The 12,578-nt window shown below is 72.2% G+C and carries 9 protein-coding genes; 3 read left to right on the forward strand and 6 right to left on the reverse strand.

The window, feature by feature from the left end; translation table 11 throughout:
• Positions 1–30: 30 nt before the first annotated feature.
• The 3 genes from WME98_RS15045 to WME98_RS15055 all read right to left on the reverse strand — a co-directional run bounded on the left by WME98_RS15045 (position 31) and on the right by WME98_RS15055 (position 5,354).
• Complete coding sequence (locus WME98_RS15045; protein WP_061623801.1) at positions 31–1,365, reverse strand: carbohydrate porin; 1,335 nt, start codon at positions 1,363–1,365, stop codon at positions 31–33.
• Between the two features lie 1,085 nt (positions 1,366–2,450).
• Positions 2,451–3,701 (reverse strand): serine hydrolase domain-containing protein, encoded by a 1,251-nt coding sequence (locus tag WME98_RS15050; protein ID WP_437951914.1) that lies wholly within the window; start codon positions 3,699–3,701, stop codon positions 2,451–2,453.
• A gap of 948 nt (positions 3,702–4,649) precedes the next feature.
• Complete coding sequence (locus WME98_RS15055; protein WP_437333917.1) at positions 4,650–5,354, reverse strand: hypothetical protein; 705 nt, start codon at positions 5,352–5,354, stop codon at positions 4,650–4,652.
• 134 nt (positions 5,355–5,488) lie between these two features.
• Between WME98_RS15055 and WME98_RS15060 the strand changes: the two genes are divergently transcribed.
• Both WME98_RS15060 and WME98_RS15065 read left to right on the forward strand, forming a co-directional pair.
• Positions 5,489–5,977, forward strand: a complete 489-nt coding sequence (locus WME98_RS15060) for a nitrate reductase associated protein (RefSeq protein WP_020740663.1) — start codon at positions 5,489–5,491, stop codon at positions 5,975–5,977.
• Between the two features lie 35 nt (positions 5,978–6,012).
• A complete protein-coding gene (locus WME98_RS15065) occupies positions 6,013–7,098 on the forward strand; it encodes a BMP family lipoprotein (protein WP_437951915.1) in 1,086 nt (361 codons plus the stop codon).
• On the opposite strand, the gene WME98_RS15070 is transcribed toward WME98_RS15065, so the two are convergent.
• The 3 genes from WME98_RS15070 to folP are packed head-to-tail and all read right to left on the reverse strand — an operon-like array spanning position 7,082 to position 10,309.
• Complete coding sequence (locus tag WME98_RS15070; RefSeq protein WP_437333919.1) at positions 7,082–8,020, reverse strand: CdaR family protein; 939 nt, start codon at positions 8,018–8,020, stop codon at positions 7,082–7,084. The two genes, WME98_RS15065 and WME98_RS15070, sit on opposite strands and share 17 nt — an antisense overlap.
• Positions 8,017–9,345, reverse strand: coding sequence for a diadenylate cyclase CdaA (gene cdaA / locus WME98_RS15075; RefSeq protein ID WP_437951916.1), 1,329 nt, complete (start codon positions 9,343–9,345; stop codon positions 8,017–8,019). Before cdaA ends, WME98_RS15070 begins: the two co-directional genes overlap by 4 nt.
• Complete coding sequence (folP, locus tag WME98_RS15080; protein ID WP_437951917.1) at positions 9,338–10,309, reverse strand: dihydropteroate synthase; 972 nt, start codon at positions 10,307–10,309, stop codon at positions 9,338–9,340. The genes cdaA and folP overlap by 8 nt, the downstream gene beginning before the upstream one ends.
• A 377-nt stretch (positions 10,310–10,686) precedes the next feature.
• Between folP and WME98_RS15085 the strand changes: the two genes are divergently transcribed.
• The gene (locus WME98_RS15085) at positions 10,687–12,543 is read left to right on the forward strand and encodes an HDIG domain-containing metalloprotein (protein ID WP_437951918.1); all 1,857 of its coding nucleotides are present in this window, start codon (positions 10,687–10,689) and stop codon (positions 12,541–12,543) included.
• Positions 12,544–12,578: the final 35 nt, after the last annotated feature.

The raw sequence follows: 12,578 nt of genomic DNA on the forward strand, positions 1-12,578 counted from the left end.
GGGGAGCGGCGGCTTCGATCGCCGAGCGGTCTAGAAGTACCAGTCGGTGCGCGCGCCGATGTAGTGGCCGACGGTCGAGCGGGCCCGGAAGTTCGCCGGATCCGACTCGTCGCGGAGGCCGAAGGCGCGGATGTAGGGCGACTGGTTCTGCAGGACCGCCGCCTCGTTGTAGATGGCGGCCGTGTAGATGAGCTTGAAGTGCGGCCGCGCGCCGGTGCTCAGCTCGCCCGTCGGCACGAGGGTCGGGACGACCGAGAGCTTGATCGCGGTCCCGAGGTCGCCGTCGCCGTCCTTCCGCCCCTGGAACGACGCCTCGACGACGGGGTGGAAGACCTTGTGGGCGAAGATCGCGGCGTTCGCCTGGACCGAGAAGTCGAACTGCTTGTCGGCCTGCCCAAGTGCCGCGGCGCCGTCGGCGTCGGCCGCGCCCTTCGTGTAGTGGAAGGTGGCGAGGCCTTCCAGGGCGGCGACGTCGCCGATCCGGAAGCCGAGGTGCTCGACGGCCTCGACGGCGAACGAGCCCGAGTAGGTGCCGTCGTCGTTGGGCGCGCCCCAGGTCTGGTACGTCTTCGCGCCGCCGGCGGCGCCGTTGGCGATGCCGGTGCCGAAGCGCACGGACGTGTCGCTCCAGTTGCCCTGGCCGAGCCCGAGGTGGAGCTTCGCGCCGATGACGCCGCCGACGTCGCCCTTGCCGTCCTCGGGCGCATCCTGATCCGGCCCCCGCGACGCGCCCGGAAGGACATGGAACTCGCCGTGGACCTTGACGTGGTGCTTGGCTTCCCCGCCGAACTCGAACTTGTAGTTGCCGGCGAAGATGGTGCGGAAGCGCTCGACCCCGCCCGGGAAGTTGTAGAACGGGGGATTGTTGCCGGGGGTGCCGGACGCCGCGTCGCTCCGATACCCGAGGATGGCGAGCTTCAGGTTCTCGTACGTGATGCCGCCGCCCTGGCCGCTGAGGTCGTCGAGGTAGAAGTAGTCGCCGATCGGCGCGTACTGCTCGCGGAAGAAGCGCCCGCCACCCCAGACGCTGAGGCCCGGGACGAGGAAGTTGCCCGCCTCGATGTAGGCCTGGTTGAACTGGACCGTGATCCCTTCACCGCCCTGCGAGGCAGGCTGCATGAACATCTGCCCCCGCGGCTTCCAGATGGCGAAGGTCATCTCGGACTTCACGTAGAAGTCCTGCGGCGTCGCGCCCTTCACCACGTGGGCGACGAACGACGGCTCGGAGTAGTCATCCTCCTCGTAACGGCCGCCGATGCCGAACCCGAGCAGGTTCATCGACTGGCCCTGAGCCCTCTGTCCGTAGAGCGACCACGCCATGCCGAGGCGTGAGTACCAGTGCCACTCGAAGTTCTCGCTTCCCACGGCGTGGGCCGACTTCGGCGCCGCCGTGAGGCAAATGGCGGAGACGGAAACCAGCCCGAGGGCTCGGACTGCGGCGCGCCGACCCGCGATTCGCATGCTGGGAACCGACGACCTGTCTCTCTTAAGTGATGTCATCGAACGACGCTCCTATCCATTTCTTGGAGTGTGCTTGGGGTGATGGGGAGGTGATTCGGCCAGATGGCCAGAGCGGCAGAGGAAGCGGCCTGTCAAGAGAATCTAAGGATGGCTCTGTGTGACAGAGCCGCCCGGCGCCACACACGTGGGGCTCGCGGGGGGCACAGTTAACAGGAACGTTCTGTTCATGTCAAAGGTCTCCGAAGCACCCTCAGCAGTTTGTTGCCTTCTGCGATGCGTCAAGATTAAGTGACCGAAATCACTTGTCTTAACGAACCTTAACCGTTCCCCCGGGCTACAAGCCGAGGCGCAGGATGACGCATTGCGCCAAAACAGCTCGATCCGGATGAAGTGCAGCCAAAAGAATCCACGCGACGCCTGGCGCGTTACCGGGAGTGCTCGGCGCGCGCGCGACGCGACTGCGAGGCTGCGTTCGCGAGCCGCGGGGGGCGCGGTTTCCGTGCTGCGGCGGCGTCGCCAGAGCGCGCGACGCGGCGCGGATTGTTTCGGGACCTCGAACTCGGTTTTTCGTCTCGAGGCGAGCGGGGCATCGCCAGCGGGGCGCGTCTCGCTCTCCTGCGTTGTGCCCCGGCGCGCCCTCCCCTCCGAGGAGCGTCATTGACGATCGCGCGCGCCGCGCCCGTGGCGCCCGCGAGAACCCCTGCGCGCGCGCGCAGGGCGACGCGGCCGCGGGAGAGGCCCGCTCCGGGTACGCGGTATAACGCAATGCGTTGTCGCGGCGTCACGCTCGACGCAGATCGCGAGCGGGGCAGTCTCGACTGCCGTGCACCGCGAGGTGGACACGTTCATGTCCAGGAAGGGCGTTACGCGGTCGCCGCGAGACACGTCATGTTCTCGCCGCGGGCGGCGCGGCGCTCGGACGACAGCCACGATCCCGCCGCGCGAGACGCATGGACGCGGATCGCTGGCCGGCGAGGGCCAGCGGCGGCTCAGCGCTCGTCGGCGACGGCGGCGATCACCCCGTCGAAGAACTCCGCCACGCCGGTGCTGTCGAGCAGCCGGTTCCAACCGATCTCGTCGAAGGGCTCCGGCAGGCCGTGATTCGTCAAGAGGATCCCGAAGAGCTCGCGCGCCGGGTCGATCCACACGAACGTGCCGGTCCCGCCCGCCTTGCCGAAGGAGCCTGGGGACAGCCGCGTTCCGCCGTTCGAGAAGCGCGGCGTCCAGATCTCCCAACCGAGGCCCTTCGGCGCGAGCAGGAGGTTGTTGAGGGGCGAGGTGTCCGTCGCCGCGGCGGTGACCCGAGGCGTCTGGTTCCGCGTCATGGCGCGGACCGACTCCGGGGTGAGCACCCGCGCGCCGCCGTAGCTGCCGGAGCCCATGATCATCTGGCAGAAGATGGCGATGTCCATCGCCGTGGTGAACACGCCGTCGCAGCCCGTGATCCCGCCGAGCGCGAAGTCCTGCTCGTCCTGCACCTCGCCGCGCACGAGGCGACCGCGGCGCGCCGAGGCCCCGGTCGCCGCGATGCGCGGCGCGAGCTCCGCCGGCGGGTTGAACATCGTGTCGTGCATGCCGAGCGGGCCCCAGATGTGCGCGTGCGCGAAGGTGCTCAGATCCGTGCCGGAGGCGACCTCGACCAGCCGGCCCAGCAGGCGGTAGGTGAGATCGCTGTAGAGCACCGACGATCCCGGCGCGACCTCGAGCGGCGTCTCGGCCATGGCCTGCCACGCGGCCTCGTCGTCCGGCGCGTCGAGGAGCTGGTGGTCCATGGGCAGCCCGGCCGAGTACCGGAGCATATCGAGGACGGTGACGCCCGACTTCCCGTTCGCGGCGAAGCGCGGGAGGTACGACGCCACCCGGTCGGAGAGCTGGAGCTTGCCCTGCTCGACGAGCGCCAGGGTCGCCGTGGCGGTCGCCAGCACCTTCGTGATGGAGAGGACATCGAACATCGTGTCGAGCGTGACCGGCTCGCTGCAGCCGGCGACCTTGTTGCCGAACGCCCGGTGACCCACGATGACGCCGCGCCGCGCGACGAGCGCGGTCGCGCCGGGGAAGAGGCCGTCGTTCACGCGGCGCTGCACGCGCGCGAAGACATCGTCGATCCGCTCCGAGCTCATGCCCACCATCTCCGGGAAGCCGGTGGCGAGCACGGCCGACGTCGTCGCGCCGGCGGAGGCGCTGCCGAGCACCGCGGGAGCGACCGCGGTGAGCGTCGCGATGCCGCCGAGTCCGCGCAACAGATGCCTGCGATGAAACGAACGTTCTCCGGGTTCCATGTGAACAGCTCCTTGCGAGGTCTCCTCACGATGCTCGTCGCCGACGCCGCCGAGCGGCGGGCGCGCGCTCTCCCACCGCCTCTCCCGCACACGAGGGCACGGCCGCGGCACACCGGATCACAGAGCGCCGCGCGCGAGCGCGACGCGACGGCGCCGCGCCCCGACGTCGAGGCCTGCGCGCCGGGTTCGCGGCGCGATCCCGGAGACGCCCGGCGGGGAGGCCTGCTCAGCCCGCTCGTCGGAGTGGCTCCCCGAGCGCGCCCACGCCCGGGATCGACCCCGCCGCAAAGGCCGCTCGCGACATCGCCGTCGGCCCGGCGCCGCGCCGCGCCGGCGCGATCGCGCTCTCCGGCGGCTCACGAGCGGCGCACGGCCAGGGTCTCGTGCTCTATCTCATCGCTCCTGGAACGCGTCCTCCAACGCCGATCGCCGGCATGTAGCCCCAGCGAACACCCCTACGGATACGGCGCACTGGACCCCCCTCCCGCGCGATCAGCACGGAAGCGCCCGCGCTCCAAGTTGCCTGGAGTGAACACCAGGCGACGCTGCAGTATCGCTTCGGTGTCCTTCAATATCAAGAGATAGAATCCACCTGCGTTATCTCTTCGACCTCTTCCACTTCTTCCACCTCTTCCGCGCCTCGAGCAGCGTAGTTCCGCGTCGTTCCGCGTCGTTCCGCGTCGCACCACAGGCGCCGATGGGCGCTCTGGCGGGCGCCATGGGTCGCAGAAAGCGGGCGGACGCACGTCGGGATAGGCACGTTGCACCGGCGCAACGCGGAGACCACGCGAAGGGGGTTTTCCCGAGGCGGAGGCGCCGGAGGGCCGGCGCCTGGCGATGCGTGAGGCGCGCGGCGCTCTTCGTTCGCGCGCCTCGCGACGCGCGTTTCGTCCGCCGCCCGGCGCGCGCTCAGCGCGCGGGCACGACGCTCAAGGAGACCCGGGCGCGCGCGCTCTGGTAGTAGGTGTCGAGCGCGTGGGCGAGCCGCTGCGCGACGTACCAGCGCTTCAGCGCCGGGGCGACGTCCTCGTAGCGCTGATCCTTGAACGGCGTGGCGCCGGAGCGCAGGACGAGCTTGAGCTCGAACTCGCTGGGCTCGAGCATCGGCGCGACCATGCGGTCCAGGTACAGGCTCGCGCGCGCCTGTCGGCGCAGCAGCGCGTCCAGCTCGTCGGAGCTCACCCCCTCGGCGGCCGCCGCGGCGAGGAGGCGCGCGCGGCCGCGGGCGCGCTGCTCCAGCGAAAACCGGGCCGCCTCGGCCCGCTGCGCGACCTCCGCCGACGTCGGCGCCGGCGAGATCGGCAGGCTGGCGAGCAGCGTCTCGGCGATGTGCCGATCGAGCGCGGCGCGGACGTGCCGGTCCCGGTAGAGCCCGGGCTCCGCGTCGGGGTCGGCGAGCGCCTCGATGCGCGCCTGGAAGGCGAGCTCCCGCTCGAAGACGAACTGCGGGCGGCGCACGCCGCCCGTCTCCGGCGCGTGCCAGCGCACGACGACGCGGTCGAGCAGCATGGGCGCCGGCGCCGGGACGCCGGCGTCCTGGCCGCGGGCGCTCCGGACCGGCGACGCGAGCGCGAGCAGCGCGGTCAGCGTCGTGAGGAGCCCGAGTCGGCGCACGGCGGCAGGCTAGCGCAAACCGCCCTGCGCGTCCTAGGCGCGCGCCGCGGCCGGCGGCCAGGCGCGCGCCGCGGCTGGCGGCCAGGCGCGCCGCGGCTCGCGGAACGATCGGCGCGCGGCTATAGGAGGAGGGTATGTACAGGCAGTTCGCGCTCGAGGGCGAGGTCCACGCCTCGCTCGACTGTGTGCCGCTCTCGGTGCGGCGGAAGCTCGACCTCGCGGAGCTCAAGATCTCGCTCGCGGGGTGGCAGGCGCTGTCGCGCGCGGAGCGGCTCGCCCTGTGTCACCTGCCGGTCGATACGGACGAGGACCTCGCCGTCTATGCCGAGGTGCTCCGCGGCTTCGCGGCGCGCGCCGGGGTCGACCTCACCCCGCTCGCGGGCGCGCCGGTGCGCCGCTCCGCCTGGGATCCGGAGAGCGTCGTCGCGCGGCTGCGCGAGCGGCTCGGCCCGGACGGCGCGCTCGACGGCGCCGCGCTCGGCCGGCTGGCGGCCCTGACCGAAGAGGAGCGCTACGCGATCGTCAAGCTTGCCGATCCGAAGCGCGGGCCCGAGAAGCTGCGGGCGCTGCTCGGCGAGCTCGGGCTCTCCCGGGGCGACGGCAGCGAGGCGACGCCCGGCTGAGCGGCCGAGCGGCGCCGCCGTCGCCGCTCGAGCCCATGCCCGCCGCGCTGTCCCTCCGACGTGTCACCGCCGCCGTCGCGGCGCTCGCCGCCCTGTCGCTGCTCCTCCCCGCCCGCGGCGAGCCGCCTCGAGGGGCCGGCGCGCGCGCCGCGATCCGCGTGGGCCTCGTGTTCGACGTCGGCGGGCGCGGGGACAGGAGCTTCAACGACGCGGCCGACCTCGGGCTCGCCCGCGCCGCGCGCGAGCTCGGCGTCACCACCGAGGTGCTCGAGCCGAGCGGCGCCGAGGACCGCGAGGCGGCGATGCGGCTGTTCGCGGCGCGCGGCTTCGATCTGGTGATCGGCGTGGGCTTCATCTTCTCGACCGACGTGGAGGTCGTCGCGCGCGCTTTCCCGGCGACCCGCTTCGCGTGCCTCGATTTCGCGGCCGTGCCCGGCCGCGCCCTGCCCGAGAACCTCGCCGGCCTCACCTTCCGCGAGGAGGAAGGGGCCTTCCTGGTCGGCGCCATCGCCGGGCTCACGACGGCGACGGGGCGCGTCGGCTTCATCGGCGGCATGGACATGCCGCTCGTCCACAGGTTCGAGGCGGGCTACCGCGCGGGCGTGCGAGAGGTCTGCCCCGCGTGCGGCGTCAGCGTCGCGTACGCGGGGACGACGCCCGACGCGTTCCGCGATCCGGTCAAGGGCAAGGCGCTCGCGGTGAGCCAGGTCGCGGCGGGCGCCGACGTCCTCTTCCACGTCTCCGGGGCGACGGGCCACGGCGTGTTCGAGGCGGCGCGCGACATGGGGGTCAAGGCGATCGGCGTCGATCGAGACCAGCACGACGAGATGCCGGGGACGGTGCTCACCAGCATGATCAAGCGCGCCGACGTGGCGGTCTTCGAGGCGATCCGCGCGCTCGTCGAGGGCCGCTTCGAGGGTGGGATCGCGTCGTTCGGCCTTGCCGAGGGCGGCGTCGGCTACGTGAGCGAAGGCCCGCACGCGGCGGGGATCCCGGCCGCGGCGAGGGCGCGGGCCGCCGCGCTCGCGGCGCGGATCGCGCGGGGCGAGCTCGAGGTGCCGCCCGCGCCGACGCCCGCCGCCGCGGGGCGAAGGGGCGGCGCGCTCACCACTTCACCATGACCTTCGCGGGGTTGACCTCAGCGGTGACGCGCGGGACGTCGACGAGCACGTCGAGGAAGTCGCTGCCCGGCTGGCTCAGATCGAGGTTCGCCGCCTTGGGCTCGACGCGCGCCACGATCGAGTCGGGGTTCACGGCGCCCACGTCCTCCGGCGTCCCCGTGATCCTCACCTGCACCACGGCGGGCGAAACCGTGGCGCGCGGGATCCCGACGACCTCGACCCTGCGGTCGAAGGTGCGCGTGGCGAGCTCGCGCCCGATCTCGAGCGTCGCCATCACGCTGTCGACGTCGTACGTCACGAGCTTCGGCGGCCGCTCGAGGGCGAGCTGCCGCTGGTACGTGCCCTCCGTGAGCCCGCTGATGTCGAAGGGCGCGGTGCGCGCGAGCTGCATCACGTCGACCACCGAGCGCGGGCCGCGGGCGCTCACCGACGGCGGCTCGACCGAGATCATCCCCTTCACGAGGAACCCCTGCGCGGTGTCCCCCGTGCGCGGCACGTGCACCGGGATGGACCGCGTGACCACGTCGTCCCAGCGGAGCTCGATCGTCGACGGGTAGATCTGATCGACGACCAGCCCCGCCGGCATGTGGAACATCGAGGAGTCGAGATCGATGCGCGTCTTCGCGCCGTCCCGGAGGTCGAGCCGCAGCGTCCCGAGGCTCTCCGAGCGGAGGTCGTCGAGCTGGGTCCGGGGGCCCCGCACCGTCACCGCCACCGCGTCCGTGACCTGGGTCATGAGCTGCCGGTGGCTCGACTCGGGCGGGAGGATCAGGACGACGCTGAGCATCAGCGTGCGCTGGGCATTCTCCGCGCCGTGGATGAAGGCGTAGAGGCACAGCGCGAACGTGATCGAGAGCAGCTTGAGGCCAAGGTTGTCGAGCAGCGCCGAGCGGAGCGCCTCGCGGATGCCGGCAAGCGTCATGGCTCATCTCGCGGAGGGACCCCCTCCGCGCTCCCCTTGGACGCGGCGGTCGTCGCGACCTGCCCCGTCGGAACGAAGGTGCGCTGCGACGGGACCGGAGAGTCCGTCGCGGCGGCGGTGGCGTCGACCAGCGCCGGCCGGCCGCGCTCGGACGGGCGCTCCACGTCCTGCGTGGTGGAGGTCGCGCCCGGGCTCCGCGCGTCGGCGCTCGTCCCCACCGCGGCGCGGAGGTCGGCGCTCGACCCCGCCGCGGCGCGCGCCTCGGCGCCCGAGCGCATCGGCGTGGAGGTCGACATCCGCGCCATCGGCCGCGCCTCGGCCTCGGCGGGCGGCTTGATCATCGACGACGTCTTCGTGACCGGCGCCGCGGGCTTGGCCTCGATCGGCGCGGGCTTCGCCGCGACGGCGGCGGGCTTGCCGGGCTCGTGGCCCGGCGCGGCGGCGACCGGCGTGGGGCTCACCGCGGGGCTGCGCGCCGGCGGCGCCGGGAGGCTCGTGCGGCCGCTCTGGGCGACCTTCTTCGCGAAGCGCCGCCGGCGCGACGAGCGGCCGAAGAGCCCGAGCAGCGCGTGCCGCAGCGACTGGCCGTCCAGGTTCGAGACGATGTTGCCGCTGAAGCAGAAGCTGATCGTGCCGCGCTCCTCGCTGACCACGACCACGACCGCGTCGGTCTCCTCGGTGATGCCGAGCGCGGCGCGGTGCCGGGAGCCGAGGCTCGCGTCGAGGATCTTGGTCTCCGGCATCGGGAAGAAGACGCCGGCGCGCGCGATCTTGAGATCGCGGATCAGCACCGCGCCGTCGTGCAGCTTGTTCACCGACTCGGGGACGAAGAGCGAGACGAGCAGCTCCCGGGTCACCACCGAGTCGATGTGGATGCCGTCGCTCTTGACGAACTCCAGCACGTTCGCGTCCTGCTCGAAGGCGATGATCGCGCCCATGCGGTGGCGGGCGAGCTCGGTCGCGGCCGCCACGACCTCGTCGATGACGCGCGACTGCTGCTCGCGGCCGCTCGTGAACCAGTTGCTGCCGCCCACGCGGATGAGGGCGCGGCGGATGTCGTTCTGGAAGACGACGACCACGATGAGGATGATCGACGAGAGCAGCCACGAGAGGAGGTTGAGGAGCGTCGTCAGGCCGAAGATCTTCGCCCCGAGGTAGATGAGGAAGACGATGCCGAGCCCGAGGCCCATCTGCATCGCGCGGGTGCCGCGCAGCACGAGCAGCGCGCGATAGACGACGTACGCGACGATGAAGATGTCGACGAGGTCCCGGACGATCTGCGTCACCGGCCTCGCCGAGAAGAGGCGGAGGAACCCCTCAACCATCGTCGCGCGCCCCCTGGGTGAGGGGAGCCCCGGCGCCGCGCCGCTCGCGCGGGCCCGCGCGGTCGTTCGCGCGATCGTTCGCGCGATCGTTCACGCGGTCGTTCACGCGATCGATCGCGCGCATCACGTCGAGCGCCTGTCGGACGGCGCGGACGTCGTGGACGCGCACCGCCGCGGCGCCGCGCGCGGCGCACGCGAGCGCGGCCGCGACGGTGCCGCCGAGGCGCTCCGAGGGCGGCGCGAGCGCGGCGCCCGCGCCGTCGCCCCGCTCGGCGGCCTCGGCCGCCGCGGCGCGCGCGAGGAACGACTTGCGGCTCGGCCCGACGAGCACCGGGAAGCCGAGGGCGCACAGCTCGTCGAGCCTCGCGCACAGCTCGAGCGACTGCCGCGCGTTCTTGGCGAAGCCGAGGCCCGGGTCGAGGACGAGCTCGCCCCTCGGCAGGCCCGCCTCGATCGCCCGCTCCGCGGCGCTCGACCACTCGCGCGCCACGTCGGCGACGACGTCGCCGTAGGCGCCGTCGGGATAGGCGGAGAAGCCGGCCATCGCCGACATCGGGCCGCGGCTGTGCATGAGCACGAGCGACGCCCCGCGGCGCGCGCAGAGCGCGCCGAGCTCAGCCGCGCTGTCGAGCGAGATCGTGTTGACCACCGCCGCGCCGTCGTCGAGCGCGCGCGCCGCGACGAGGGGAGAGGTCGTGTCGATGGAGACGACGGCCCCCCTCCTCACCGCGCCGCGGACGCTCCCGCCGATGCGCGCGATCTGCTCGTCGTCCGGCACGGGCTGCGCACCCGGCCGCGTGGATTCCGCGCCGATGTCGATCATGTCCGCCCCCTCGGAGAGCATCGCATCGATCTGCGCGAGAGCCGTATCTTCATCCGCGAAGCGACCGCCGTCGGAGAAGGAGTCCGGCGTGCGGTTCAGCACCCCCATGATCACCACGCTCCTGCGGCGTTCGAGCAGCATGCGCAGCGGGGACATTTCCTGTGGGTAGCAACTTTTGCGCCGAACGGCAATTGTCTGCTCGAACCGATGTTTTCCAGGAGCAGTTGGAACATCGTGAGGGTGGTCCGGCGCCGCGCTCCGGCGTCGCGGTCGTGGCCAGCGGGCGCGCGCCGGCGTTCTCGACGTCGCGCCGGCGCGACGGCGCGAGCATTCGGCGCCGACGCCAGAGCGTAGCGCTCCGCGCGCCGCTGACTCGGCCACGCTTCTTTGCTAGGGTCGCGGCTACACCTTGACATCGGCGGCCGCCAGCGGCCGTCCGGTGGCGGCGGGATCACGCGCGAGCGTGCCCCGTCAACCGTTTCTCAGGCTGCATCCAGCGGACGAGACCGAGCGGTTCCATGCTGCGCACGCGTATCCGGGCAGGTCCCCTCGCCGGCTTCGTCTTGAGCGTCCTGTTCGCGGCGTTCTTCGCCGTGCTCGGCGTGGGCGAGCTCTTGGTCCCGTCGCTCGCGCCCGAGATGGGCAAGCCTGCGCCCGTGACGCTGCGGGTCCCGTACGGTCCGCGGATCGTGCGCGACACGCACGACGGGAGCTTCTCGCTCTCGTACGAGCACGCGCGCGTGATCGTGCCGCGCGGCACGGTGCTGTCGGAGCAGAACGAGGATCACAACGCCGCGATGGCGTACGAGACGGTGCGGCGCATGCGCCGGCCCGGGCTCGGCGCGCGCGTCGCGAGCATGTACGTCATCTATCTCATCGTCTGCCTGATGCTGACGGTCTACCTGCGCCGCTTCGGGCAGAACCGGGTGCGGCTGCTCCGGACGCAGGTGGGCATGTTCGTCCTGATGACGGCCTCGCTCGTCGTCGCGAAGCTCCTCTTGCTCTTCACGGCGCTGCCCGAGTTCTGGATGCCCGTCGCCGCGCTCCCGCTCTGGGTGGCGATCGCCTTCGATCGGCGGACCGCGTTCCTCGTCGAGGTGGGCGTCGCGTTCATCGCCGCGTCGCTGCTCCGGTTCGACGTGGTCCTCCTGTCGGTGCTGCTCGTGCGCGGCATCGCCGCGACGATGTTCTTCTTCAAGCGCAAGGGCTCGCGGCAGCTGCTCGTCGCGGGCAGCCTCGCGGGCCTCGCCGGCGCGATCGGGTTCGTCGCGCTGACCGTGCTGTTCGAGGGCAGCTTCGACCTGGTCTCGGATCTGAAGCTCTGGCTCGGGTCGAACGTGCTGTCCTGCATCGGCGGGGGGCTGCTCGTCGGCGTGCTCGGTCGGAGCCTCAGGGAGCCGGCCGAGCGGGCGATGGGGCACGTGCCCCGCGACAAGCTGCTCGACCTCACCGATCTGGAGCAGCCGCTGCTCAAGAAGATGGCGGCCGAGGCGCCGGGCAGCTGGGAGCACGCGCGCGCGATGGCGAACCTCGCCGAGGCGTCGGCCGCGGCGATCGGCGCCGACGCCCTGCTGACGCGCGTGGGCGCCTACTACCACGACCTCGGCAAGACGGTGCAGCCCAAGTACTTCATCGAGAACCTCGCGCACGGCGAGCGCTCGCCGCACGAGGATCTCGATCCGGAGGTGAGCGCCGACGCCATCATGGCGCACGTCGTGATGGGCACGAAGATCCTGCGGGAGGGCAACATCCCCGAGCCCGTGGTGGAGTTCGCGTACACCCACCACGGCACGCAGGTCGTCGAGTACTTCTGGCACAAGTGCGTCGAGCAGGGGAATCCGAAGGAGCTCACGCAGGAGCACTTCCGTTACCCCGGCATGAAGCCGCAGACGAAGGAGACGGCGATCCTGATGCTCGTCGACTCCATCGAGGCGGCGTCGCGGACCATCTGGCCGCCCGAGCACAAGAAGTTCGAGGAGATGATCCAGCGCGTGATGTTCTCGAAGCTCGCGTCCGGCCAGCTCGATCAATCCGGGCTGACGATCGAGGACCTGCGCATCATGACGACCCGGATGGCGTCGACGCTGGTCAACATGTACCACGGGCGCATCAAGTACCCGTGGCAGCGGGAGGCCGATCGCGCCGGGCACACGCCCGCGCTCCCGACGGCCACGCCGCACCCCGTGCGCCCCGCCACGCCCACGCCGGTGCCGCCGTCCGGCGCGGTGGGGCGGGACGGGAGCGCCGCCCCGCCGCCCGCCTCGACCGCGCGGGGCGCGGCCGCGGCGGCGCCGGCGGTCAGGGACGACGCCGGGGGCGCCGCGAAGGACGAGAGCCCGGCGGAGTCCGTGCGGACGCCGAAGAAGACGCACTGAGCAGGCCGCGCGTTCGCGCGGAGGCGCGGCGGCCT

It is taken from the genome of Sorangium sp. So ce296 (genome assembly GCF_051529605.1).
Lineage (GTDB): Bacteria > Myxococcota_A > Polyangia > Polyangiales > Polyangiaceae > Sorangium > Sorangium cellulosum_D.